This is a genomic window from Aneurinibacillus sp. XH2 (assembly GCF_001439585.2).
GTDB lineage: Bacteria > Bacillota > Bacilli > Aneurinibacillales > Aneurinibacillaceae > Aneurinibacillus > Aneurinibacillus thermoaerophilus.
The window spans coordinates 1,200,640-1,226,563 of the sequence record NZ_CP014140.1 but is presented as its reverse complement, the minus strand read 5'-3'; the positions used below and the strand labels follow the sequence as shown (position 1 = coordinate 1,226,563).

Below are 25,924 nucleotides of genomic sequence, written 5' to 3'. Positions count from 1 at the left end.
TCTCCCCATACTTATATATACTATACATGCATACTAAATGTAATTCCTACATATAAAGGAGGTGGTGGCCTTCATGGAAAAAAGAGCCATCATTGAGCTCTCTGATGTTTCAAAATCATATGCAACATCCGGGCATATTGCCATGCCACTATGCGGTATCACGGCTTCTGTCCCGCAAGGCGCCTTCATTACAATTACAGGCCCTTCCGGAACCGGAAAAAGCACGCTGTTCCGCCTGTTAACTCGCCTTGAAGAGCCTGACAAAGGACGTATCGTCTATCAGGGAAAACCGCTTTCTGACTGGAATCCTCCCGAACTGCGCCGAAACCTGCATTATGTCTTCCAAGTACCCATTTTGTTCCCTGGCACCGTAGCGGACAATCTCGATTATCCCGCAAAAATCAGGGGCGGCAAATTAGAAAAACAAGAGATGCAAAAATTGCTAGATCGTGTCAGCCTCCCCCGTGATTACTTATCACGCAACGTTGGAGAGCTATCCGGCGGTGAAAAACAACGAGTCAATATCGCCCGGTCACTGTCGCTTGCACCGGATGTGCTGCTACTGGATGAACCAACCTCTGCACTCGATAAAAAAACAACGGAACATATCGAACAGGAAATCCGCAATTACCACGCGAAAGGACACACTATACTATGGATTACCCATTCTCCGGAACAGGCAACACGCCTCGGAAACATCCAATGGCATCTTGAAGGTGGGCGATTGAAGGAGCGTACGATCAAATGAGTATACTGGCTACCATTATGACTGTTAGTTTCGTATTTATTGCCATACTTTTATCGCTCCAGCTTAGACTAAAGCTTGAACGTGACATGTTTATCGGCACGATCCGCGCGATCATTCAATTAGTCGCTGTGGGATATGTACTGGAATTCGTGTTTTCAAGCCGGCACTGGGCGTTTATTGCTTGCATGCTGTTCATGATGGTTCTTGTTGCAGCCCATAATTCGGCCAAACGAGGCAAAGGCGTTCCGCATGTATTTGCTCGTATTTTTTTCACCATCTCGGTTGTAACTGGATTCACAATTGGTATGATGCTGGCGCTTGATCTGATTCACTGGGAGCCGAAATCCATCATTCCAATCAGCGGTATGGTGATCGGCAACTGCATGATCGTCTCTTCCCTCCTGCTTAACCAAATGCGAGAACGAGCAGAATCAATGCGGGAAGAAATTCTCGTGGCGCTTTCGCTAGGAGCTACAAGCCGCCAGGCAAGCGAACGTATGACCCGCCAGGCAATTCGCGCCGGTATGATCCCGGTTATTGATTCTATGAAAACGATCGGGCTCGTCCAGCTTCCCGGCATGATGACCGGATTAATTATCGCGGGTACAAGTCCCATTGAAGCGGTTCGCTATCAACTATTGATTATGTTTTCGTTTACGGCCGCTTCCGCCCTGACAAGCATTATTCTCGGTTTTCTCGTCTACCCCACCCTTTTCAACCGCAACCATCAATACATAGGTTGGAAATAAGAAAAACAAAGGGGACGTGTTTGTCCCTACAAAAGAGGGACAAACACGCCTCGTTTTTTTGTATGCTATATTATCTCAGTAGCTGGAAGAGCTATCGTCACGCTTATCGTAGTGAGCGGTCGGATAGCACGAAGGCGACATTGGTTGCTGTGCCGAGGCAGTCGGGTATGGCATTGCATAATAGCCTTTTTTGTAATAATGTTCATACATTTTTCTGTGGTAACAATAACGTTTATAATACTTCTTGTAGTGCTTTTTATGATGCATATGCTTATGACACTTGTACTCGTAATACTTCATCTTCTCCATGTGATAGTAACACTTAACGATTTCCACATCCGTCGTCTGAACCATGCCCATGGGATAATGAGAATACACGTGTAACTTCCTCCATTCATGTATTTTTTTAATCTGCTACACTGTATTCACCCATGAGACGGTAAGACACGACACTTGCCCAGAGGCGGCAAATTAGGTGCCTGCCTACTTTAACTTTGTGGAGGTGAACACCATTTGCAAGCGAAAAAGACAAGCGAATCCCGCACGATTATGACCGATATTGTGCTACCCCCAGACACGAACTACCATGGCACAATTTTCGGGGGCAAAGTTATGGCATATATTGATAAAGTCGCTAGCATCACGGCTATGCGACACTGCCGCAGGCAAGTAGTGACCGCATCAAGTGACAGCCTCGATTTTTTGGCGCCGATCTGCACGAGTGAAGCCATCTGCTTAGAAGCCTATGTATCATGGACACACAACACATCCATGGAGGTTTATGTAAAAGTAGAAGCGGAAAATCTGCTTACAGGAGAACGCCGTTTAACTTCACAGGCTTATTTGACGTTCGTCGCCTTAGACGAGAACGGCAAACCAACGCCCGTTCCGCCTGTGCTTCCCGAAACAGAAGAAGAACGCTGGAACTACCGCACCGCCCCTGAGCGTTTCGAAATCCGCAACCGACGTCGCACTCTGGCAAAACAACAGTACACAACCGAGTAGGAAAGAAGAGTCATCCCCGTCCTCTCACCTATGAAAAAATGCAAGTTCTTGTTTGGTCGACACCCTTGTCTTAAGCTAATGGCTACTACTGCTTTCGCCATTCGGGACTTGAACCCTGGAGATGACGCCCATGCCAGGCGCATCACCAAAAATAGCCAAAGGAAGGACTTCCTTTGGCTATTTTATGTAATCAAATGGATTATTGCTTAATGGCATAAAGGCTCAGGTACGGTTCGTCTCCGCCTCCTGTATTCGTCCTATCAAAAATGCGGAAGCCATGCGAACGCAAAACATTCTGAATCTCCTCTTCTCCATACAATTGGTGAAAGATATTGTCAATAACCACATCTCCTTCACCCAGACGGTAAGAAGAAAAAAATACACCACCCGGCTTTAATACTCGATATACTTCATCTAAAGCCTTATGTAAATCCTCTTTTGTAAGATAAATGAGTGAAGCGTTCGCCCACACACCGTCATACCGTTCGCTTCCCGTCGGAATATGGCGGAAATCCCCTTGAATAAATTCCACACCCTGGACTTTTTGTTTGGCCTGCTCAAGCATAACTTCGCTAATATCAAGCCCTTGCACCTGCAGGTCATACCGCTTGAGCCGAAGCGCATCATGCCCCGCGCCGCAACCGAGATCCAACACGCAATTACCGCCCAGAAGCATTTGAAACGCTGAAATAAATTGTATCGTCAGTTCATGATGACGCCATTTCACCCCTGTCTGATTGGCCAGTTTATCAAAAGAAGCCCGATTCCGCTCTACGTAATCCATGCTTTCACCTCCCGCCCCTTTTCCTCAATTCTAGCTAATTAAGGAATAGAATGCTACATGCTGTGAATAGAAACGAGGGATGTAGGCTCATTCACGTGCCATAAGGCACGCCTGAGTCTAGCGTAAATTCCTCTCATGACTGAAGTCACGAGCATCCTTTACGCAAAACATGAAATTTGAAACGGCTGATATACACCTGAAGCACTTCTGCTTTCTTAAAAATAATCTACTTTTTGTTTTCGGTTGAAGAAAATAAAAGCCGTTCATACATGCTAAAAAAACGCTTCAATGTGTATTGATACTTTTCTAAGGCTTGAGACCACGTATCAAGGTATTCATTTCCTACATCAGTGATAGAGTACATCCTTTTGGGAGGTCCCCCGCTGGAAACTTCCCAACGTGATTGCACAAATTTTTCACTCTCTAACTGCCGCAAGATCCGGTATACATAACCAGGATCAATAGAAGAAAATCCGAATTCTACCAAATCATGAACAATTTGATATCCATAGTTACTCATCCGGCGGAGCAAAAGCAAGACACAGGGTATCAGTAAATTTTTCGGCGCGCTCGCGCTACAGACGTAAACTTTATCTTTACTATGTTCGTTTTTGCTATTCCCCATAACATACTTCTCCCCCTTATCGTGTCCTATTCATTTCACTATACGAACAACCAAACAGAAAAATAACATATATTTTTTAATTTTTTAAAGATTTTTGTTTGTATATTTTACCTACCATACGTAATATAAAAGTGAGAGATTAAAAACAGGAGGGATTCGCGTGGCATCCAATCAAACGTTCGATCCAGTGCAAATGTGGAAGAGTTGGTACGACCTTGTGGAAAAAACTTTCGGGAAAACGATAGACGATTTCATTAAGACAACAGAATACGCGTCTATGATCGGAGAATATCAAAAATGGTTTTTTTATTCCCAGGAGCAATACAAGAAGATGGTAGACCAAATTCTCAATGAAAATAACCTGCCCAGCAAAGAAGAAATTGCCCGCGTCGCCCAACTGGTCATCCAGTTGGAAGAAAAGGTGGAAAAACTGGACGAAAGATTGGATGATGAAATATTGTCAACACTGAACGAAATCAAAGAAACACTGAAAAAGAGTAAAAACGCAAACCAAAAAGCAACAATATAAATATTCAGTAAAATTTCAGTAAGATTCTATAAATAAGGCGAGAGGTCAGGAATAGGCAACAAAAAAGACACGAGCCTTTTCTGTTACGAGCCTGACCCCTCATTTCTTCTTTCTATACTTACTGCAAAACACGCCCATTTATTTCATGCCTTAAACATCGTTGCTTCCTTCTCTTCGGTACGCCCAATGGTTGGTTGGACCGTGGCCGTGTCCGATACCGAGCGGATGACTAATAGCGGCCGTAATGAAGACCTTTGCCTGCTTTACTGCCTCCCGAACGTTTTTTCCAGAGGCGAGCCCCGCCGCGATGGCGGCCGCAAACGTGCAGCCGGTACCGTGCGTATGCTGCGTATGGAATCGTTCAGCGGACAATTCTACAAACTCGCGCCCGTCATACAACAGGTCGGTCACAATGTCGTCTGTGCCGTGTCCACCTTTAATTACTACATGTTGCGCCCCCCAATCGTGAAGCAATTTAGCCGCTTCTTTCATCTCTTCTTTCGTTTCAATCTTTTCCATGCCTGTCAACACTTTCGCCTCCGGAAGATTAGGAGTAACGACCGTCGCAAGCGGCAGCAGATGTTCCTTGACGGCAGCCACCGCTTCCGTAACTAACAAAGGGGCACCTCCTTTGGCAACCATGACCGGATCGAGCACATAATTACGCACATTATATTCCTTGAGTTTTTTTGCGACCGTTTCAATAATGATGCTATTAAATAGCATCCCCGTTTTTACTGCGTCCGTCCCGATATCCGAAAGCACCGCATCCATTTGCTGCGCGATAAACTCAGGAGGAACTGGAAACACGCCGTGTACCCCCTGCGTATTCTGTGCCGTAAGTGCGGTAAGTACGGACATGCCGTATACACCAAGCTCCTGAAATGTCTTTAAGTCCGCCTGAATACCGGCGCCGCCGCCGCTATCAGACCCTGCTACTGTTAGTGCTTTATGCACTGTCATTATACACACCTCTCTTCGCTGTCTGCTTCCTGCATTTTCCCTTCATATACAAAAAACGCCCCCCGGTGGAGTGGCGTGTGAGATGCATATATAAGCGCAGCTACGCGGCATCACCCGTCCACTTCCCTCCGCCGGCATTATCCGGATCAGGTTCTAAGGGTCGAAGCAAGCGCTTCTCTCAGCCCAAGAGCTCCCCTAGTGGCGGTTTTCGTATTGAGTTCATTCCAATGGTACTCCTTCTACGCCAAAGCGTCAAGAAGAACCAGAAAAGAATCATCCTCTCTTTTTGACTCTTTTACTCTTCCATAGTCGACAGATCACCAGTCGGCAGACCAAGCTCCCACGCTTTTAGCACACGACGCATAATTTTGCCAGAACGCGTCTTTGGAAGCTTGTCGCGAAATTCGATCTGGCGCGGTGCCGCATGTGCAGCAAGACGCTCTTTAACGAAAAGACGAATTTCTTCTTTTAGAGCGTCACTCGCCTCATATCCTGCACGAAGCGTAATAAACGCCTTAATAATCTCTCCACGCACCGGATCCGGTACCCCGATTACGCCGGCTTCTGCCACCGCCGGATGCTCTACCAGTTTGCTTTCAACCTCAAATGGACCAACACGTTCGCCGGACGTATTAATGACATCATCCACGCGCCCTTCAAACCAGAAATAGCCGTCTTCATCCATATACGCAGAATCACCAGAAATATACCAACCAGTTCTAAAGTATTCTTCATACTTAGCCGGATTGTTCCAGATTTGGCGCATCATAGCCGGCCATGGTGGCATAATCGCGAGGTTCCCCATTGTATTCGGCGGCAATTCATTGCCTTCGTCATCAACAACCGCCATCTTAATGCCGGGCAACGGCTTCCCCATCGAACCCGGACGAATCGGCATGGAACGGTAGTTTGCGCAGATGGTCGAACCCGTTTCTGTCATCCACCAGTTATCATGAATACGTAGGTTCAGCACATCCAATCCCCAGCGGATAACTTCCGGGTTAAGCGGCTCTCCCGCTGAAAGAATATGCCTCAAATGGGAAAGGTTATACCGTTTCGGCAATTCATCCCCTTCACCCATCAGCATACGAAATGCGGTCGGCGCACTGAACCACACGTTCACTTTATATTTCTCCAGCGTAGCGTACCAATCGGCTGGCTTAAAGCGTCCACCGCGCAGCACAACCGTCACACCGTTCAACCACGGCGCCCACATACCCGCTGATGTTCCGGTTACCCATCCCGGATCCGCCGTACACCAGTAAACATCACCTTCGCGCAGGTCGTATACCCATTTTCCGGACAGGTATTGATGCACCATGGCATCATGCACCTGATAAACGCCTTTCGGCTTACCGGTGGAGCCCGATGTGTAATGCAACAGCATGCCTGATTCACGCTCTACCCACTCGATTATATATTCATCGGATATGGACATTAGTTCCTGATACAACGTTTGATTTTCTGCTGTTTTTCCTTCGGCTCCGACAAGAATCACGTGTTTTAATTCCGGCAATTCCTCCACAGGAATGCGATACAGCAAGGACTGTGTCGTTACGACAGCCACGGAACCGCTGTCCAGCAAACGATCGCGCACCGCATCCTCCATAAACGCTTCAAACAGCGGACCCGCGATGGCACCGATGCGTACAATTCCAAGCAAAGCAATATACAGCTCGGGACTGCGCGGCATAAAAATAAAGACCCTGTCACCTTTTTTTACACCTTTCGCCTTCAATCCATTAGCGAATCGGCAGGACAACTGACGCAACTCCGCGTACGTGTATCGTTCTTCCCGCTCTCCATCCATATAAAGCAACGCGATCTTATCGCCATTTCCTGTATCTACATGCCTATCAATCGCCTCGTATACAATGTTTACGTTTCCTGTTTCATGCCAGGAAAAATTCTTCTCCACTTCTTTCCAATCCATGGTACGAACGGCTTCCTCGTAATTTTTTAAATTTGCCGTTTCGTCAAGCATCATAATATCCTGTAGTCCTTCTTTTGTAGCCATGATTTCTACCCCCATCCCCAAACGAATGCAATTTTCCCCAAGCCCTTATCGTTCTATCTATATGTCTTGGTGTTTGTATACATCTTGTTATATAACAATGTACTACATGTATTCGACAAAATAAAGCGTTTACCTTTTTAAAATTATGATTTTTTATATTTATTTTAGTTTTCATTGATGTTTCCTTTACGCTTAATATGCTGTTAAAAGCAGCTGTTAAAATTCACCGTTCATACGATCGAGGTGCCAGCCAAACGCTATACCTAACCGCACGCTTGCGGAAAGGAGGATAGCTATGAGAAACTTTACTCGATACGCGGTAGGCGGGCTGGCTGTCATTTTTGCGGGTGCTTGCTTTCTTCTGGCCCAGCCAGAACAAAGCGAAGCCCCTCCAAAGAAACCGGACACTTCATCTGTTTCACAACAGACAAAACCACATAAATTTTACCGCATTAACTACATCAGCGGACTGAATGAAACACGCACCAGGCTGAACAATAGTGAACACGTCATCACAATTCATCACAACAGCAATGAAACAAGCCACTACATGAAACGCGAAGTGACCGTAAAATTCAAGCGTCCGCCTTCTCCCACCGAGCTCAAACAAATGATACAGGCAATTAACGGCTGGGAAAAAGCGCGATTCGGCAGCATGTATATTTTCAAATCGCGAACCATGTCTGCCGACGAACTGATCGCATATTTCAACAAGCGGCCAAACGTGCAGTTTGCGGAGCCAAACTATCTTTTGCTTCCCAACGCAACGCCAAACGATATGCTTTATCCACGCTACCAATGGAATATGCCTGCCATTAACATGGAACAAGCTTGGGACATTAGCAAAGGGCGAGAAAACGTCATCATCGCGGTCATCGATACAGGGGTCGATCTGACGCACCCCGAATTCCAGGGCAAGCTTGTCAAAGGCCATAATGTGCTCAACGACTCCGATCGCCCTCAGGACGATAACGGCCACGGCACGCATGTCGCCGGAATTATCGCTGCCAAAACAAACAACCGTGAAGGAATTGCAGGCATTGCTTGGAACAATAAAATTATGCCTATTAAAGGTATTGGAAGCGACGGAAGCGGCTCATCGTTCGATATTGCCCGCGGTATCATTTGGGCAGCCGATCACGGAGCCAGCGTAATTAATATGAGTGTGGGCAATTATCACCCGTCTAACGTACTACATGATGCGATCAAATACGCATTTAGTAAAAACGTTGTCATGGTGGCGGCCAGCGGAAACGATCACACCTCCCAACCGAGTTTTCCCGCCGCATATCCGGAAGTTATCAGCGTCGCTGCGATTGATTGGCAAGGAAATCAGGCGAATTTTTCGAATTACGGTTCCTACATCGACGTAGCGGCGCCAGGCGTGGATATTCCAAGCACATATGTGCAGGGTGACTACGCCTCCCTTTCCGGTACTTCCATGGCGTGCCCACATGTCGCCGGGTTAGCCGGGCTTATTCGTTCGCTAAACCCGGAACTAAACAATAGCGAAGTTATGAAAATTATACGTGCAGCTACCTGGGACGCGGGTCAGCCTGGCTGGGATCATTATTACGGATACGGCATTGTAAACGTACCCCACGCCCTGCAGTTGGCCGGCACCCACACGCAAAATACCACGCCTTCAGCCACTAAACCTACACAAAAAAATACATTCTGGGAACAGCTTCAGAAATTGTTTCCATGAGAAAAGCGCGCGGGCAAACGTTTCGTAACTTTTTCTTCTCTAAACTATAAAAAAAGAAAGTATATTACTTTTTACACTTTAAAGCAAAATATACTTTTTTAAGTAATAAAAACCTCCGTCATCCCGAAAGCGGATAACGGAGGTTTTCATTTAACTGTTTAATGTGTTGCACTCATACGCTTCATAGTTACGTAATCTGTCTCATAATATTGAAGCTCGTCACGCAAATATTCGAATACCTTGGACATTCCTAACGTCAGCGCTTTCAATTCCGGCGTCACTTCTTTGTGGAAGATAATCGCATCGCGACCTGTGTACGAATTGCGTCCATCTTCCTCATACACTTCCCCTTTAGGATAGAAAAATAAGTTCACACACGTATGGTACACCAAGTAGAGGGCCTCTTCCGCAAATTCTTTGTTGAAACGGGCACGTCGCAAACAAATACCTAATTTTTCATACGCATTCTCACAATTGACGAGTAAATGGCGGAGATCTGACAGGTAATCCCGGTAATATGACTCATACTGTTCAGGGTCTGAAGACGCTTGCACAAGCTGATTTAATGTTGTGGTGTTCAAAAATTTCTCCAATTCCATACAAACCTTTTTCAGCCTGTTGTAGGACTCCTCACAGATTTCTTTCAACTGAGTCTCTGGCATAAGACACCCTCCAATCTTATAAGATTTCTCTTCCCTCTTACATTGAATTGTAACAAATTTGTTACAACTAACCTAGCATTATTTCGCTAAAAAATAATGTTTAAAAATTCTTAATTGTTTATCCCGATCACTAGAATAGCTGCCGATCTTCTTTCCGTCCGCTTCTAATAATTTGCAGAATAAACAATCAATTACGAATTCATCTTCTATACTTTATTTATAAATTAAATATGTTATGATAAATAAGTCGTTCGATAAAGAACGACAAAAAATTCTGTTATTTCTGTTATCTTTTCCAAGGAGGCACTATGAAACAAGCTTTATCATTTAAAGAATTATTTGCGATCGGATTAATGACATTCTCGCTTTTCTTGGGAGCGGGTAACATTATTTTCCCCCCAACACTCGGACATGATGCAGGCTCTAAGATGTGGGAGGCTGTTTTAGGGTTTTTGATAACAGGCGTAGGCCTGCCTCTGCTCGGGGTGGCTGCCGTCGCGCGCGCTGGCGGTAATATCCAGCACATAGGACATCGTATCCATCCGATGTTCGCTACTATTTTTTCTGTACTAACCTACCTATCGATCGGGCCACTTTTAGCAATTCCACGGACAAGTGCAGTCGCGTTTGAAATCGGAGTGGCGCCGTTTTTGCCAGAAGCAGCCAAAACGTCTGCCTGGAGTCTTTTCGTATACTCTGTTGTATTTTTCGGAATTACGTACTGGCTGTGCTTGAACCCAAGTAAATTGGTAAACCGTTTTGGAAAAGTCATCACACCGTTTATGATTGCGCTGCTGGCTATTTTGCTTATCCGTGGTGCGCTGGCGCCGCTTGGCGATTACACGCCGACTACACTGGAAAAACCGTTTTCAAAAGGTTTCCTGGAAGGATATAATACGATGGATACACTGGCAGCACTCGTATTCGGCATCGTAATTGCTAACGCGGTACGTGAACGTGGTATAAGTGAGCAAAAGGCACAGGCAAAGGTAATCATGCAATCCGGTTTCATTGCGGCTATCGGCCTCAGTCTGCTCTATATCGGCCTGACCTATCTCGGAGCTACCAGCGGCCCCGCAGTTGGAGCGTATGAAAACGGGGGACAATTGATTACGCTTCTTTCCAAGCACCTACTTGGACAAACCGGGTTAACCTTGCTCGGGTTTGCGGTTACATTTGCCTGCTTAACGACAGCGGTCGGTTTAATTATAAGCTGCGCGGCATTTTTCTCAAAAATAACAGGCAATCGTTTGTCCTATCGTGCGATCATGACAATGCTTATATTATCTAGCCTGACGATCTCCAATTTTGGTCTATCTACTATTCTAAAGATTTCTGTGCCGCTGCTTGTTACGCTCTATCCAATTGCCATTGTGCTGATTGTGCTAACACTTTGCGGCCGAGCATTCCAAGAACACCGTTCTGTTTATACGGGCGGCGTTATCGGAGCGGCTCTCATCTCGGTGCTTGATGGGCTGACTGTCACCGGCGTGAAAACGGAGCGTATAACCGAAGCGCTAAGTAAGTTACCGTTAATGAGCGACCTAATGAGTCAAGGTATGGGCTGGATCATTCCCGCTCTCCTTGGGATAATCATCGGGGGAATTGTTTCGCTTTCTTCTTTCCGCAAAACAGTCACACAATAAATAGTGTGAAGCTGATGGACATGTGCAAAAACGAGCATTTGCCAGAAGCATATGCTCGTTTTTGTATCCATCTAGAAATCAGGATTCTTAAGCGATCCATTTTCATGTAAACCTGATTTTTCCAGTTCTTCCGGAGACATCATTCCTCCCTCTGCTTTGAATTCAAACCGTTTCGTCACCTTCTCCGATCCTCTCTTTACTTTTACGTACGCAATCCAGTCTCCTCCCATCGGCAGCACAGCTTGTCCCTTATACACGCCCGATTCGGTCATTTTGCCCCGAAACCCGTTTAAACCATGGTCCATATCCGCCATTTCAAGATGCACGATGACTTCTGCATCAGCAACGGGATTTCCATTTCGCGAAACATGTACCGTATATTCCGTCTTTTTTCCTGCTTCCACTTTTTTCGGCGTTGTAAAAGTAACTTGCAATCCGCCATCATTTTGCGAAACTGATTGTTCTTTCTCGTTCGCGCTACAAGCGACGAGAACAAACAAAGAAAGCAGAACAGACCAGCCTATTTTTTTCACACCCAACATATTTCCCATCCTCTTTCGCCCTTTTATTTCCTTTTTATCATAGCCGTTTCCAAATAATAATAAAAGTTTCCGACCATTATATACGGTCGGAAACTTTCGTTCGCTTTCCTTAAAACACAGGACGGACGCCGCTACGCGCTTGGCACTCCTCAGCGCTGGCATCACGGATGTTAATTTCTATCTTATCCATTTTCAAGTGCTGGGCCACTTCATTCAAAATCTCCCGTGAACGATCCACATAACGCTTTTCGATCTCTTTGTTAAAATCAAGTCCTTCATGATACTTGGCTCCAGAGATCATAACATCAGTCACCTTCACCATGCAGTTGCTGCGTTCAATTTCCCCGGATGTAGCGCGCGTAAAAATACGCAAATACACATAATCGCCGATTTTGGATGTCATAAGTGGATAATCATATGCTGCCCAATCATAGTCAAACATGCCGCCGCGATTAAACCCAATGTCATGCAATACCGTGTCAACTAAATCAAACGAAAATTCCTGGCCGATTAAGTTCGTTTCGACAATTTTCATCCGGCATTCACCCACCATACTCTTTTTTCTGTCTTCTTACGCTTTTTATTTATTATAGTAAAAAAAACATAGGGTGACGAGGGATGATTTACTTTTCTTTTACATTTATTTCTTTTTCAACAAGCATCAACATGCTATTTACCTGATTCCGGCGATCCATAAGACCTTCGATATTGATCTTCATACCAAGCACAGCGAAAAGCCCGGCGAAATACTCTTCCACCTCGGTCACCGCTCTCGCTTGCGCCGCGGCAATCTCTTCTTTAAAGGCAGGAACATAGTGACTGCGAAGCACCTCTTCGCCTTGTGCAGTGTATGCCTGCACAGGGATCTGGTATTTTCGCTCAAGATCGGCCTTCATCTTTTCCTGCCCCCCCTGCTCAAAAAACTGCTTCGGATTTTTAAAGAAATTCAATGAGCTTCTCAATTCATCAGTGGTACCTTCCGGGAAATCGGCGCTGAAATCTGGTGTATTGTAAGTTGGATGTTCCCAGGCACGCAATGTAAAATGTTCAAGTTGCATCCGATTCATTAGCTTTTCACGGATTTTTTCGCCTGTTTGTGCCATAAACCTTTCGACGCGCAGCGCAGTCGCACGCATCTCCTGTGCCAGATCAAACGCCAGAAAACGTGACAACTCTTCCAAGCTCAGCTGCAATGTCTTTTGTATCCCGCGCCCATCATCCTTAAGTGAAGCCGGGTTAAACGAATAGCGGAACGCTTCATTGAACCGAAGCATAACACGCTGTTTGACATAATAAACAAGCTCCTGAATTTCCTTTTCCAGCGCCTGAATATCAGCCGCCGTGTCCAGCTCGTGTATTGTTTGCAGCGCTTGTTCCCTGCGCGCTTCCGCCGCTTTTAATTGCTGATCACGCAAAGAAGCGTCCTGACGGGCTGTGGCGATTAAATCGTCCATCGTCTGAAGCACGCGGCGCACCTCAGCAAATGCTTCGTTCAGAGCAATCCTCGTTAGCTCTTCCAACGTAAACGCGATAAACTCATTTTCAAAATGAGAAAGGCCAGAGAAGTGGAGCGCTTCCGCCACGGACGGCAACGGCGCTTCCGCTGCGACGCCAAGTCGCTTGCGAAGAATTCCGGCAGCCGACTCGTTCAACTTCCCATGCGCCCCCATTCGTGCAAGCAACGCTGTCTGGCTGGATACGGGATAAATGCGCGGGCGCACAATACCACAAGTGGCAAGATTTTGCACGACGTGCTCCACCACACCTTCAAGTTCTTCCTGCGAACGGGCCAGATCGGCTGCATTAACGATAAAGAACATTTTATCCATCGCAAACGTATCTTTTACACGCCCAAGCTGGATTAAAAACTCCCTGTCCGCATGGGAAAACGCGTGGTTATAATATGTCACGAACAAAACAGCATCTGCATTCTTAATGTATTCAAACGCTACCCCGGTATGGCGAGCGTTGATCGAATCGGCGCCTGGCGTATCCACGAGAATAATGCCCTGTCGGGTAAGCGGGCAATCGTAATATAATTCAATCCATTCTACAAAGCACGCCTTATGCTCCTGCGCCACGAACTCCCGAAACTCTTCTAGTCCGATTATTAAATCTTGGCCAAGCTGCGACTCGATTTCGCTGTATCCTTTTTGCACTGCGCGCAAGAAACTATAGTGCGGCTTCGCGGTTGGATGCACATCTTTCGCATCCAGCGCTGACGAGCATTCAACTGCTTGTTCGATCGTTTCAGCGCTTATACCGAATACCTCAAGCGAATGCAACACATCATTTGTAATGTCTTCACGTGTTTTCAAACGTACCCGGACACTGCCGTGTGGATTGTTTTCATCCGGCGGCAAAATTTTATTAATTGCTGCCGTCGTTGGGTTCGGCGATACCGGCAGAATCAAATCACCCATCAATGCGTTCGCAAACGACGATTTGCCCGCGCTGAACGCACCGAACAGCGCGACGGTGAAACGGTTTTTCTCGAGGCGTTCAGCCCGCTGTTCCATCGCGCACGCACTTCCCGCAAGCCCTGGAATATCCTGAATAACTTGCGCGCTCCGGCGCAGCATATCAGCCATTTTTAACATGAAAGACTTATAATCTTTTTTAATTGGGGAAGAATAAGAAGCGGATGATTCTGCTTCTTCTTTTTTCACCGCTAAATGAACTGGCCTTTTTACCGTGGCCCTATCGTCTGGAGCTTGCGGCACTTCAACCCGTTCCGCCTTCTGTTGTTCATACGCTTGAAGCGGCGGAGCCTGCTCTTCGCCCGGAATTCCATTGATAAGCACATCGGTCAGGCGCGCTTCTGCCTCGCTTTCTCTTCGATTGAGCGCAACCAGCGCGTCTTGTGCTTCCTTCAACCCGCGGATTTCCTCCAATTCGCGCTTGATATCCTGCGCCTGCTCCTCCGCTTGACGACGTAGCGCCTGCGCCGCGCCTTCGATCATGGTCAGCGCCGCACGGCGGTACAGACTTTTGACCGCGTCTGCAATATCTTTTGAATAGTTCAAAACGGCTTCACCGCCTGTAAGCGCACCCGGTTTTACGGCATGTACCAGCAAGTCTTCGTCAAACTTGACACTGAACTCCATAGCATGTTTCTGATATTCGCTATCATCATATCCATACTTTTCCGGCAGCGTACGAAGCAACTCCTTAATATGCCACTCCAAGTGCGCGGAAGTGTTCTGCGACAATTCCACGTACAAATCGTTCAGCCGTTTGGCCTTTTCTTCTTTTGTTTTGCTTGCCGAAAATAGAAAACCAACTTTAAACCCCGGCTGGCGACTCTCCAAGAACAAGCGGGCCAGTTCCCGGGTTGAAAACGGAATGAGCGGCGCGTTGTCCAAGATGCTCTGCAATTCCCGCTTTCCCTCTTTTTCAAACTTCTCTGCTGTTTCAAAAAGTGAAGCAAGACGAGTAGATAATGCGGCGTATCGCGCCTGTATATTCTCCCCATCCGCTTTTTCTTCAAGCAAGCGCTCAAAAGGCTCGCGCTTAAGCGCGTGCTTTTCATGCAAAAACTTACGATGTTCAGCAATAAGATATAACGTGGCGCGAAAAATACTCGGAATGAGTAACCTTTCCTTCCCTTTGAACATCCGACCTAGTTGCGCGAGCAGCTCCTGCCATTGGTTTTCGGAATGAAACGGATCTTTTAAAGAAGTAAAGAAAACACCATCTGGCTCAATGTCCCAGTGGCGAAAAGCGTCCATTACGCTCTCGCGGTACTGGGTAAAGCTAAGCTCAAAGTCGACATGCTTATCAATCTGGTTAATAACAAGATAAACCGGCACGCCCCGATCTTTTAGTTCCTTCGTAAATTGGAAATTAACTTCTGATTGGACGTGGTTGTAGTCCATCACATAAAACACCGCGTCAGATAAATGAAGCGACGATTCGGTCGAAACTTTGTGGGCATCATCTGTCGAATCGATGCCCGGAGTATCCATAATACTAATGACCTCGCCGAGCAAATTGGACGGATGGTACAGTTCGATCGTCTCGACTTCATCCCCGTTCACCGCGTACGTTTTTAGCTCATTGATGTCATATTCCGGGCCAAAATCGATCGTTTTACCGTGCTTAAAAAAAATGCGAGCCGCTTTTTTTCCGGTTTTGATGCTGACGACGTTGGCGCTGGTCGGAATCGGACTGGAAGGCAGTACCTGACTTCCCATAATCGCATTAATCATACTTGATTTACCAGCGGAAAAATGCCCGCAAAAAGCGACGGTAAATTCTTTCTTTAGCAACTTTTCAAGCAACTGCCCTGCCTTTTTAGCATTTTTTTCGTCTCCCGCGGCAGAAAAATCTTCCTTTACTTTCTCAATACGGTAATACAATACTTCAGCAGGAACCGAAATCTGTTCCTCCTGAACCTGTGTCAGGCGTTCAATTGTCTCAATCATTCCACTCACCGTTGTTCTTCTTATTTGTGTACATTTTATGTCACTAATCTATCATCCCCTCACGCACAACGCAACCTTTGCCCCGCTTATTTTTGCCGTTTGGGATAAGTTTTCCCCCTTTTTCCTACATCATAAAAAAAATCCCTATCCGTATACCCGGATAAGGATTGGTACATGGTTATGAAACTTCTCTTACGCAGAATATGTTAAAAATCGCAGCTACTCGACTGATCCAATTGCCATTCTAGCGACGCGCGGCGCAACGGAAAATTCAGAAAGTCAAGCACAAACAACACGAATGGCAACTTGCCATCGTGTTTATCATGCAAGCGCTTCAATGTCTGTTCATCCAGCTGTTCATCAAGAAATTTCTTCATTTTTCGATATGCATCTTCTTCGTGATCACGAAACCAGCGAAGCGTCGTCGGCCCGGATTGTGCAAGACCATATTTATCCACATATTCGCGGACATCTTCAGGCACATACGTATATGCATATTGACGCGCGGCATCATACAACTCCTGTTTTTCCTCCACTGCCGACAAGCCGTCCGTCAGATAGCTGTACTTACCGCAGTGATAGCACTTCACTTCATATCGATGATTTCCTGTAACTTGTTTTCCGCAATACGGGCATGCGATTTGTTTCATCGAGTTCTCCTTTCTTCGTACCTGACACTATATAACCATTAGATTCTCCCTATACTATAATTTGCCACGTATGAGCGAGCAGATGTTTCGTGACAATATACTTACAAGGATAAATATCCTTGACAAAACTTCTCGTAAGGAGATGAACAAACCATGGCTCAAAACCAACGCACTTCCAACACCAACACTCTTGTTGTACCCAGTGCAGCGCGTGCGCTTGACCAAATGAAGTACGAAATCGCATCCGAGTTCGGTGTACAACTTGGACCGGATACAACATCTCGTCAAAATGGCTCTGTTGGCGGCGAAATTACAAAGCGTTTGGTGCAAATGGCTGAGCAACAACTTGGCGGTCGTTTTTAATCTTCCCTCTCACATAGCATTCCAATACCTTCATGGATGAAAAACAAGCCAGATCATGCAATGGTCTGGCTTTCGTCTGGAGCTTGTCCTACATCCATCTTTCTCCCCAATGCTGGATTGCCTCAATTACTTGCTTTAAGTCCCGTCCCTTTTCTGTTAATTCATATTCAATTCGTACCGGTGTTTCCGGATAAACTTTGCGCTCCAGAATCCCTGCTTCCTCAAACTCCTTCATCCGTTCGGTCAACATCCGATCACTCATCTCAGGAATTTGGGCTTTAATATCTTTAAAGCGTCTTGGACCGCCAAGCAACACGCGAATAATTAATCCTGACCATTTCTTGCCGAGAAGCTCAATGGCCGATTCATACTTCGGACACATTTTGCTGTAATCCACGACACACACCTCCTTTATCATTTTATCATGAATAAGTAACGATACAAATAAATTGACATCAAACGATGATCCATTATTTCTCCTTATGACAACGACCATAAAGGATCATGCGAGTTCCTTCTTTGGAGTACGGCCTAAAATCATAATCGCCATACACGCCCCGTACTTCGAGTCCAGCACGGGAAAGCATTTCCTCCATTTCTTCTCGCCTATACATGCGCACCCGCTCCCAGAACCGGCGCTCGTCTCCATTCTCTGTAATAATGATTTCCTTTATGACAAATCCATCTTCGATTTTGCGTCTCTCTATAATATGCTTGCCACCTACGTTTCGCTCAGATTCAGGCACAAGATGTTCTTGAATATACAACGGATTTAAATAGTCGATAACGAAATGTCCCCTTGGCTTAAGCGCTTGCGCCATTTTTTGCAGCACTTTTTCGTTTTCACTATCTTCTGCAAAATAGCCGAAGCTTGTAAACAAATTAAATAGCACATCAAACTCACTTGTAAACGGAATTTCGCGCATATCATAACGATAATATATAATGTTTCCATCTTTCGTTTTTCGACGGGCTTCTGCAAGCAAATAATCGGATAAATCGAATCCGACAACTTCATACCCGCGCTTGGCAAGCGCCCGGGAGTGCCGCCCATCGCCACAGCAAAAATCCAGCACTTTCCCCGTTTTCGGCAGCGGTAGGTTTTCAAGCAAGCTGTTAATTTCACGCTGCGCCGATGCTTCATCGCGGTGCCGATACAAAGTGGCATAATCTTCCTGAAATGATCTTACAAACCATGCAGTATCCATCACTTCGTCCCTCCGTTCCATTATCCTAAGTATAATCATACCCCAGTTATTCTGTACATTTGTGAATGTGCTTTTTTCTAAGCGCATAATGTATAAAGACCGATAAAAAATGAAGCGAGGCTGCTTCCGTATGAAAGATGTATTTCTTATTTACGCACATCGCGGCTCTTCTATCAACTATCCGGAAAATACACTTCCCGCTTTTGCGCATGCGATAAAAGAGGGGGCAAACGGCATTGAATTGGATGTTCAGCTTACAAAAGACGGACACGTTGTCGTGTTTCATGACTGGATATTGCAGCGCATTACTGGTCAAAAGGGAAAAATCAGCGACTATACGCTAACCCAGCTGCGAAAAATGGACTTTGGCGCTTGGAAACACCCCCGGTTCGCTGGCACCCCTATTCCGACACTGGAACAAGTGCTTACACGCATTGCTGGAAAAAACATTATACTAAACATTGAATTAAAAAACTTTTTCGCGATGAAAAACGGACTCGAACAAAAGGTCATCCAGCTTGTTCACAGTCATAAAATGGCCAGGCAAGTGATCATCTCTACTTTTAACCCGTTCAGCCTCGAACTGTTGCGTAAACACGACTGCAAAACCGACATCGCGTTCCTTTATTTTGGCCAGCTCCGCGAGCCATGGCGCTATGCCTTGGAATACAAGTGTGCGTATATTCACCCACCCGTTCGCGGAGTTAACGCACAACTGTTGGAAATCTGCCGTAGCCATGGACTAAAGATTGTCCCCTACCAGGTAGATACACTCGCCGAGATTAAGCAAATGATTGAACTTGGTACCGACGGAATTATCACGCCCCGTCCTGCTCTCGCCCATCGCCTGCTATACGGGACACAAACGAAAAGAAAAAGGCGAAAGCGCTAGGTACCGAATGGTTATTGCATTTCGCTTCCCGCTTATGCGAGAATAGACACGATTATATGAGCGGCTTTGCCGCCTCTTCCATTCGGGCCGCCAATGATTGTTCAACTCTCAAACCATAAATCATATTCGTACAATAAAGCAGGTGAAAACGATGAAAAAAGCTTGGCTCGCCTTCGCCATCGTTCTTGCACTTATCGGCTATTCGCTCTATAGCATCTCTGGCTCCAAAAAAGAAGAAAAAGCGAAAGTTGGCTTCCACGCTCCCAATTTCAGCCTGATCGGACTTGATGGAAAAACATACCACCTTTCTGAAATAAACAAACCGGTGCTCATCAACTTCTGGGCTTCATGGTGTGGACCATGCCGGGCAGAAACACCAGTTCTTATCCGCCTTTACAAAAAGTATAACGGAAAGTTTGAAATCCTGGCGGTCAATGTCACAGCAAACGATAAACAAGAAAACGCGAAAAAATTCGCTGCTTTCTTCCAAATTCCTTTCCCAGTACTGTTCGACAAAAATGGCGACATCACCGAAAAATATCAGGTCGCGCACTTTCCAACCAACGTATTTATAAATGAAGACGGGGAAATTATCCACATTGCGGACGGCATACTTCCTCCGGAAACACTTGAAAACATCATCCAAAAAATGGTTGGTGAATAAACCTATCCGCCTACATTGTCATCAGCTTGTCTTTCCTTCTCATAGGCGCAAATATACATAATATGGTATAATGGAAGAGCGGAGGTGAGTAAAATGACGAAGCCTAACCCTGACCTGAACCTAGACCCAAACCAAAATGATATCGTGGATTCTTCTATTGGATTCGGTGCTTCATTCGGTATTTTCATGCTCATTTTTATCGGCATGATGATCGCAGAGTATATGATGAAATAATGATTGTTTATTCAGAACTCCGTCATACATGCAGAAAAGGAAGCGCGGGTATTTCTCCGCGCTTCCTTTTCTGTTCGCAAATAAAAAGAACACTTGCATGTTCACTATAAGTGTTCTTAGCTTTTCTTAATTAAAACCCCGCCTATGCCGTTTCATCCTCATGTTTCAAAACCCGCTCTCGCAGGTGGGTGTCCGCAAAGTCATTTCCACTGTCTCATCAATGTGAGCATAGTGTCCATGGCTTAATATAAGACTCCCTTTTTATTGTTACGGTTCGAAACAAAGAAAATGAATCGAACATCGCAGGCATATCATTCACTTTACTAATAATATAATAGCCGATTGGGAAAAGCTTTGCAAGAAGAAGTTTTCGTTTGCTTTTTTACCGCTCTCCTAAAGCGCATCACTTGCATAAATAAAAATAAGTATCATAAAACATTTCATCCACGATAATGATCGTAATTTTTTACCACATTTCAATTCCGTCTAAAACTTTATTATAATGAAAAGAAATAGACATATTGGGGGATATTATGAACGCTGACACACTTGTAACACTTATCGGGCAATACGGTTACGCTGCCTTATTTTTTTGCTTATGGCTTGGAATTATCGGCATGCCGATTCCCGATGAAGCGGTGGTCATGGCCGGAGGATTCGCAGCCTCTCTTGGTCTGCTTCACCCGGTTACCGCTTTTTGTATTACGTATCTCGGAGTCATCTCCGGCCTTTCTATCGGCTATGGTCTTGGCCGAATAATGGGCCCACCGATGCTGAATAAACTCAAGAAAAAGAAAAATATAGATAAATATCTCTCAAAATCGTACGGCTTAGTCCAACGTTACGGTTCTTACTCGCTATGCATCAGCTATGCACTCCCGATTGTCCGCCATCTTGTCCCTTACCTAGTGGGGATCGGGCGCATGCCATTCATCCGTTACGCATTTTTTTCCTATACAATCGGGTTTATCTGGACGCTTGCCTTTTTTATTATCGGCCGGTTGTTTGGCAAATACATCGACAAAATTGGAATGATTGTCCATAATTACGGTCTTTTGGCTTTAGGCGTGTTGCTGGCGGGCATCGTGCTGCTCTGGGTGGCTATCCGGATGCGCAGTAAACCCGCATCCTAAGAATGAGCATATTTTAGAAAGTCCTAAGGAGATTTTGACATGATTTCGATCGTTGTCGCTATGGATCAAAACAGAGTTATTGGAAAGGAAAACAAGCTGCCCTGGCACTTGCCGGCAGATCTCGCTCATTTTAAAAGCCTTACAATGGGGCATGTCATTGTAATGGGCAGAAAAACATACGAATCGATCGGCCGGCCGTTGCCAGGACGTACAAATGTGATTTTGACAAAAAATCCGGACTACCAGGCGGAAGGTTGCGTGGTTCTACATTCCGTAGAGGAAGTGCTGTCCCGCTTTTCCGGAGATCCGATCGATGTTATCGGAGGAACGCAAATCATCACATTATTCCTTCCACTGGCTGATACGCTTTACCTCACGCTTATTAAAGCTAGCTTTCCGGGCGACACCTATCTTCCAACAATCGATATGTCAGAATGGGAACTTATCTCTAAGCGAAAAGGTGTCAAAGATGCAAAAAATCCGTATGATTACTACTTCCTTACTTATAAAAAGAGGTTGCGTCAGTAGCCTCTTTCTTCTTTCTTTGATTTATCTCCTGTAGAATGCGAGGTGAATCAATATAAGCAAGCGTTTATCAACATGCTGAAAATAGAAACTACCCCCTAAGAAGCCGCAGACCGTTTAAAATCACAAGAATCGTGCTGCCTTCATGTCCGATAACGCCGAGCGGCAATGTAAGGGACTGCGCAAAGTTGGAAAGAATCAAAAGAATAATGATGCTCAGCGAAAACGCAATGTTTTGCTTGATCACGCGACCCGCTTTTTTACCAAGACGAATTGCCATAGGAATTTTTTTCAAATCATCGTTCATCAGCACTAAGTCAGCCGTGTCAAGCGCCACGTCACTGCCCGCGTTTCCCATTGCGATGCCGACCGAAGCGGTAGCCAGCGCTGGTGCATCATTCACTCCATCGCCAATCATCGCCACTTTACCATACCGCTCACGCAGCGCTTTAATTCTTTCTACTTTTTGTTGCGGCAACAACTCCGCATATACCTCGTCCACGCCCGCTTCAGCGGCGATGGCTTCAGCGGCCGCCCGTTTATCACCGGTTAGCATGACAACAGTAATCCCAAGGTTCTTCAGCCATGCCACCGTTTCTTTCGCCTCTGGACGAAGCGTATCCTGCACCGCAAGCAGCCCAGCGAGTCCGCTCTCATTTTGTGCAAAGATGACTGTTTTTCCTTCACCCTCAAGGCGGTTTACGATTCCTGTTAGATGTGTAATATCTTCATCGTCTTCGACAAACGCTTCCTTGCCGATTTTCCACCTTTGTCCTTCAAATTCAGCCACAACTCCGAATCCGGTCACCGCCTGCATTCGCTGCGGGCGATGCAATGGTCGTCCGGCTTCTTCCGCCTTCTCAGTCACTGCGCGACCGATCGGATGTTCCGACAAGCTTTCTATAGAACCAACGATCCAAAGAAGTTCTTCCTTACTATATTCTTGCAATGGGATAACATCGGTTACCTGAGGACGTCCTATCGTTAATGTCCCCGTCTTGTCAAACGCTACCGCACGGACACCAGCCAGATTTTCCAAATGAGCCCCGCCTTTGAAAAGTACACCTTTGCGGGCGCTATTGGAAATAGCGGACAACATCGCGGGCATAATAGAAGCTACAAGCGCACATGGGGAAGCAACAACAAGAAAGACCATCGCACGATATAATGCTTCAGACCAACTCCAGCCCAGCACATAGTACGGAATGAGCATAAGCAGCAGCGTAATTCCGACCACCACTTTTGCGTATATGCCTTCAAAGCGCTCAATGAATCGCTGGGACGGCGGCATTTCACTCTGCGCTTCCTGCACAAGCCGGATAATTTTCGAAAACAGACTTGATTCGCTCTCGCTCGTTACCTCAATCACAAGTGAGCCTTCCCCGTTCAGTGTTCCGGCGTATACCGTATCCTCCACATTTTTTTCTACCGGAAGCGACTCTCCCGTAATCGAAGACTGGTTTATAGAAGACGTTCCTTCTCTAATAACGCCGTCCGCTGGAATGCGTTCACCTGGTTTCACGATAATCTTATCGCCTACCCGTAGTTCTTCAATTTTTACCTGTTTTTCCGTTCCATCTTTATACAAACGTGCCGTTTCTGGCTTTAAATCCATAAGCGAAGCGATATCCCGGTAACTGCGCATCATCGTATAGCTTTCCAGCGCGCCACTCAGTGCAAAGATAAAGATGAGAATGGCGCCCTCGAACCAGTATCCGATGCTGGCCGCGCCTACCGCCGCAAGCAACATAAGCAAATTTACGTCAAGTTCCCGTTCATTGATTAGCGTCAAAATTCCCTCTTTCGTTTTCATATATCCGCCGACACAGTATGCCAAAATATACAAAATAAAAGACCATGTGTAAGCATTGTGCTGTATTATCCAAGCTGCAAATGTAAATACGCCACACACAACTGCAGCGATTCCTTCACCATGCCGCTTAAGCGACCGTATCCAGTCTTTTTGTTTCATATCAGATTGTACGAACATAGATGATGTACATGTCGGTTTTGCTTCATTCATCTTCGTTTCCCCCCTGATAATAAATCTCAATTTTTCTGCAGAAAGCACGAATGCTGCTGTCAGGAACGACAGCAGCATAATTCTGCGTTTAGTTAAGAATGATTTTCATTTTTGTCTTAGGCTAATTTTTTTGCTTATAGGCAATTAATTTATAATTATTATAATCTAATTTTCTCCTGCTGAAAAGCAAAAAAAAACAAAAATAGGCTATTTTTTATTGACTAAGTTCCAGCACAGCTTTATAATTGAAGATAATAATTATTTTCAATTAAGGAGTGGAGAATTTATGGACATTTATACAATTGAAGCTGCATTATTTATCGTGCTGCTTATCTCATCTCCGTTCCTTCTGTATTCATTTGCAAACGTGACAAGCGGGAAGGAAAGATAATAACATATATACATATCTTTAAAAAACGCTCTGGAACCAAAAGGTTTCCAGAGCGTTCTTCGTTTTCTACCTAGCTATCTTCATCTTTGAATCGCCAACGTATTCTTAGCCTGTCGTCCACTACCCAAGGAAAGAAGTTAGCATCCAGATATGCTTTTCAAGCGAAGAATGGATGGCAAGTAACATATCGCCTGTTACTTCATCATTTTCTTTTTCTGCCAGTTCCATACCTTCTTTCAATTCCTTGTTTATTTGCTCAAAATCGTTTACAAGCGTCTGCACCATTTCACTTGCGTCTTCCTGGTTTGTTGCTTCTTTCACGGAAGCAAGTTCAAGACATTCACGCATTGTTGCAACCGGGGCGCCTTTCAAGGCAAGCAAACGCTCCGCGAGCTCGTCAATATAACCTGCTGCTTCTGTATAAAACTCTTCAAATTTTGCATGCAAGGTGAAGAATTGGCTTCCTTTCACGTACCAATGATAATTGTGCAATTTTACGTACAATACAGTCCAGTTAGCAATTTGTCGATTCAATACCTCTGTCACATTTTTCATTGTTCTTTCCTCCTTTAATTTAATAACAATAATTATTTATTTGAAACTATTACAATTAAATATATAATCATTATACTCTTTTGTGTAAAAATGTCAACACCTTATAGCTATTATGTTCAACTTTCAATTTCGTTATTTATTTGAAGCTTCATATTCGGAGCAGGCGGCTTCCCCGATGCAGGATAGCCCTTTGTTGAGCAAAACGGAAGCCAGATCCCAAACTTCACCTAGAGCCTAACGGCGGTTCACAAAATCCTCCCCGTGCGCTTTCTCCATCTAACTCTTTTCCTTCCATGACGGCCTGATTTAAACGTTGCAACATATAGCCAATCCCTTTGCAATCGCTAAGCGGAAAACGGTATGTATACCCATCACCGAACACCGCAGTGACCACTCTGCGGTGTTTTTTGCCACCGAGCACGACAATTTCCGAAACCGTATCCAATTCTTTTGCTTTCATCTGTGCCTGTAACTGTCTTGTACTAATAATGCCCGGACGTTTCGAATCAAACGCAAGATCATAATTTTCTGGAACAATGTCATCCGGCAACAAAAAACCATATTTAGCCGATAAAATCACCCACCGATCAAAAAAGCGTGCCGCATATCGTCGGCATGCCTTGCCGAATGGACTAATATATGCTTCATCGGCCCGGGTCGGGCCAGCGTCTGGATATTTATCCCATATTTTTCTTGCCCCGCAGGGAACAATACATAATCTTTTCATTCTCCTGTCCCTTTCTGGAATGATCTATCTTTGGTATGAATATCGAAATTGCAAAGGAAGTGTATTATAACCTACACATGTTTTTCTTTTTTGCTATACTCAAAGTAAAGTGAGAAAAATAATCATTCTTCCGTCAGAGTAAAGTTAAACAAGG

The 25,924-nt window shown here is 45.3% G+C and carries 27 protein-coding genes, 1 other RNA gene and 1 riboswitch; of the genes, 12 read left to right on the top strand and 16 right to left on the bottom strand.

All coding sequences use genetic code 11. The features are described 5' to 3' along the window. Positions 1–73: 73 nt before the first annotated feature. Together ACH33_RS05965 and ACH33_RS05960 are read left to right on the top strand one after the other, a co-directional pair. On the top strand, positions 74–748 hold the full coding sequence (locus ACH33_RS05965) for an ABC transporter ATP-binding protein (protein ID WP_057898176.1): 675 nt from the start codon (positions 74–76) through the stop codon (positions 746–748). Beyond that, complete coding sequence (locus ACH33_RS05960; protein WP_057898175.1) at positions 745–1,497, top strand: ABC transporter permease; 753 nt, start codon at positions 745–747, stop codon at positions 1,495–1,497. Before ACH33_RS05965 ends, ACH33_RS05960 begins: the two co-directional genes overlap by 4 nt. A gap of 75 nt (positions 1,498–1,572) precedes the next feature. Here the strand turns inward: ACH33_RS05960 and ACH33_RS19105 are convergent, their stop codons facing one another. After that, positions 1,573–1,875, bottom strand: coding sequence for a hypothetical protein (locus tag ACH33_RS19105; protein ID WP_139184944.1), 303 nt, complete (start codon positions 1,873–1,875; stop codon positions 1,573–1,575). Between the two features lie 171 nt (positions 1,876–2,046). On the opposite strand from ACH33_RS19105, the gene ACH33_RS05955 reads away from it, so the two are divergent. Further along, positions 2,047–2,502, top strand: coding sequence for an acyl-CoA thioesterase (locus ACH33_RS05955; protein WP_057900260.1), 456 nt, complete (start codon positions 2,047–2,049; stop codon positions 2,500–2,502). Between the two features lie 199 nt (positions 2,503–2,701). On the opposite strand, the gene ACH33_RS05945 is transcribed toward ACH33_RS05955, so the two are convergent. Beyond that, positions 2,702–3,286, bottom strand: coding sequence for a class I SAM-dependent methyltransferase (locus tag ACH33_RS05945; RefSeq protein WP_057898173.1), 585 nt, complete (start codon positions 3,284–3,286; stop codon positions 2,702–2,704). 226 nt (positions 3,287–3,512) lie between these two features. Continuing rightward, positions 3,513–3,911, bottom strand: a complete 399-nt coding sequence (locus ACH33_RS05940) for a helix-turn-helix transcriptional regulator (RefSeq protein ID WP_057898172.1) — start codon at positions 3,909–3,911, stop codon at positions 3,513–3,515. A 160-nt stretch (positions 3,912–4,071) separates the two neighbouring features. Between ACH33_RS05940 and ACH33_RS05935 the strand changes: the two genes are divergently transcribed. Next, positions 4,072–4,440 (top strand): restriction endonuclease subunit S domain-containing protein, encoded by a 369-nt coding sequence (locus tag ACH33_RS05935; protein ID WP_057898171.1) that lies wholly within the window; start codon positions 4,072–4,074, stop codon positions 4,438–4,440. Between the two features lie 150 nt (positions 4,441–4,590). Here ACH33_RS05935 and thiD read toward each other — a convergent pair whose 3' ends face one another. After that, positions 4,591–5,403: a bifunctional hydroxymethylpyrimidine kinase/phosphomethylpyrimidine kinase gene (gene thiD / locus ACH33_RS05930; protein ID WP_057898170.1), complete on the bottom strand. Its 813-nt coding sequence runs from the start codon at positions 5,401–5,403 to the stop codon at positions 4,591–4,593. 106 nt (positions 5,404–5,509) lie between these two features. After that, positions 5,510–5,610, bottom strand: a riboswitch (TPP riboswitch). Between the two features lie 88 nt (positions 5,611–5,698). After that, a complete protein-coding gene (gene acsA, locus ACH33_RS05925) occupies positions 5,699–7,420 on the bottom strand; it encodes an acetate--CoA ligase (RefSeq protein WP_057898169.1) in 1,722 nt (573 codons plus the stop codon). A 295-nt stretch (positions 7,421–7,715) separates the two neighbouring features. On the opposite strand from acsA, the gene ACH33_RS05920 reads away from it, so the two are divergent. Next, the gene (locus ACH33_RS05920; RefSeq protein ID WP_057898168.1) at positions 7,716–9,128 is read left to right on the top strand and encodes a S8 family peptidase; all 1,413 of its coding nucleotides are present in this window, start codon (positions 7,716–7,718) and stop codon (positions 9,126–9,128) included. 158 nt (positions 9,129–9,286) lie between these two features. On the opposite strand, the gene ACH33_RS05915 is transcribed toward ACH33_RS05920, so the two are convergent. Further along, on the bottom strand, positions 9,287–9,790 hold the full coding sequence (locus tag ACH33_RS05915; RefSeq protein WP_057898167.1) for a DUF3907 family protein: 504 nt from the start codon (positions 9,788–9,790) through the stop codon (positions 9,287–9,289). A gap of 308 nt (positions 9,791–10,098) precedes the next feature. Here ACH33_RS05915 and brnQ point away from each other — a divergent pair, with 308 nt between their 5' ends. Then, positions 10,099–11,436: a branched-chain amino acid transport system II carrier protein gene (brnQ, locus tag ACH33_RS05910; protein WP_057898166.1), complete on the top strand. Its 1,338-nt coding sequence runs from the start codon at positions 10,099–10,101 to the stop codon at positions 11,434–11,436. Between the two features lie 71 nt (positions 11,437–11,507). On the opposite strand, the gene ACH33_RS05905 is transcribed toward brnQ, so the two are convergent. The 4 genes from ACH33_RS05905 to ACH33_RS05890 form a co-directional block, all read right to left on the bottom strand. Further along, a complete protein-coding gene (locus tag ACH33_RS05905; RefSeq protein ID WP_162265003.1) occupies positions 11,508–11,987 on the bottom strand; it encodes a FixH family protein in 480 nt (159 codons plus the stop codon). A 100-nt stretch (positions 11,988–12,087) separates the two neighbouring features. After that, a complete protein-coding gene (locus ACH33_RS05900) occupies positions 12,088–12,513 on the bottom strand; it encodes a YugN family protein (protein ID WP_057898164.1) in 426 nt (141 codons plus the stop codon). Positions 12,514–12,601: 88 nt separating this feature from the next. Further along, positions 12,602–16,405, bottom strand: a complete 3,804-nt coding sequence (locus ACH33_RS05895; RefSeq protein ID WP_236782013.1) for a dynamin family protein — start codon at positions 16,403–16,405, stop codon at positions 12,602–12,604. Between the two features lie 206 nt (positions 16,406–16,611). Then, a complete protein-coding gene (locus ACH33_RS05890) occupies positions 16,612–17,055 on the bottom strand; it encodes a hypothetical protein (RefSeq protein ID WP_057898162.1) in 444 nt (147 codons plus the stop codon). 153 nt (positions 17,056–17,208) lie between these two features. Between ACH33_RS05890 and ACH33_RS05885 the strand changes: the two genes are divergently transcribed. Then, positions 17,209–17,418, top strand: a complete 210-nt coding sequence (locus ACH33_RS05885) for an alpha/beta-type small acid-soluble spore protein (RefSeq protein WP_057898161.1) — start codon at positions 17,209–17,211, stop codon at positions 17,416–17,418. 88 nt (positions 17,419–17,506) lie between these two features. On the opposite strand, the gene ACH33_RS05880 is transcribed toward ACH33_RS05885, so the two are convergent. Continuing rightward, positions 17,507–17,815 (bottom strand): winged helix-turn-helix transcriptional regulator, encoded by a 309-nt coding sequence (locus ACH33_RS05880; protein WP_057898160.1) that lies wholly within the window; start codon positions 17,813–17,815, stop codon positions 17,507–17,509. 73 nt (positions 17,816–17,888) lie between these two features. Continuing rightward, positions 17,889–18,626, bottom strand: coding sequence for a class I SAM-dependent methyltransferase (locus ACH33_RS05875; protein ID WP_057898159.1), 738 nt, complete (start codon positions 18,624–18,626; stop codon positions 17,889–17,891). 130 nt (positions 18,627–18,756) lie between these two features. On the opposite strand from ACH33_RS05875, the gene ACH33_RS05870 reads away from it, so the two are divergent. From ACH33_RS05870 to ACH33_RS18610, 3 genes are all read left to right on the top strand, one after another. Beyond that, complete coding sequence (locus ACH33_RS05870; RefSeq protein ID WP_057898158.1) at positions 18,757–19,518, top strand: glycerophosphodiester phosphodiesterase; 762 nt, start codon at positions 18,757–18,759, stop codon at positions 19,516–19,518. A 151-nt stretch (positions 19,519–19,669) separates the two neighbouring features. After that, the gene (locus ACH33_RS05865) at positions 19,670–20,182 is read left to right on the top strand and encodes a TlpA family protein disulfide reductase (RefSeq protein WP_057898157.1); all 513 of its coding nucleotides are present in this window, start codon (positions 19,670–19,672) and stop codon (positions 20,180–20,182) included. 93 nt (positions 20,183–20,275) lie between these two features. After that, a complete protein-coding gene (locus ACH33_RS18610) occupies positions 20,276–20,416 on the top strand; it encodes a YqzM family protein (protein ID WP_082705921.1) in 141 nt (46 codons plus the stop codon). A 131-nt stretch (positions 20,417–20,547) separates the two neighbouring features. Here the strand turns inward: ACH33_RS18610 and ssrS are convergent. After that, positions 20,548–20,728: non-coding RNA, 6S RNA (gene ssrS / locus ACH33_RS05860), on the bottom strand. A 221-nt stretch (positions 20,729–20,949) separates the two neighbouring features. Between ssrS and ACH33_RS05855 the strand changes: the two genes are divergently transcribed. Further along, entirely contained in the window at positions 20,950–21,549 is a 600-nt protein-coding gene (locus ACH33_RS05855) for a DedA family protein (protein ID WP_057898156.1), read from the top strand. Between the two features lie 39 nt (positions 21,550–21,588). Beyond that, positions 21,589–22,077 (top strand): dihydrofolate reductase, encoded by a 489-nt coding sequence (locus tag ACH33_RS05850; protein WP_057898155.1) that lies wholly within the window; start codon positions 21,589–21,591, stop codon positions 22,075–22,077. A gap of 88 nt (positions 22,078–22,165) precedes the next feature. Here ACH33_RS05850 and ACH33_RS05845 read toward each other — a convergent pair whose 3' ends face one another. From ACH33_RS05845 to ACH33_RS05835, 3 genes are all read right to left on the bottom strand, one after another. Beyond that, positions 22,166–24,097, bottom strand: a complete 1,932-nt coding sequence (locus ACH33_RS05845; RefSeq protein WP_057898154.1) for a heavy metal translocating P-type ATPase — start codon at positions 24,095–24,097, stop codon at positions 22,166–22,168. A gap of 511 nt (positions 24,098–24,608) precedes the next feature. Further along, positions 24,609–25,043 (bottom strand): Dps family protein, encoded by a 435-nt coding sequence (locus ACH33_RS05840; protein WP_057898153.1) that lies wholly within the window; start codon positions 25,041–25,043, stop codon positions 24,609–24,611. 223 nt (positions 25,044–25,266) lie between these two features. Further along, positions 25,267–25,770, bottom strand: a complete 504-nt coding sequence (locus ACH33_RS05835) for a DUF6884 domain-containing protein (RefSeq protein WP_057898152.1) — start codon at positions 25,768–25,770, stop codon at positions 25,267–25,269. Positions 25,771–25,924: the final 154 nt, after the last annotated feature.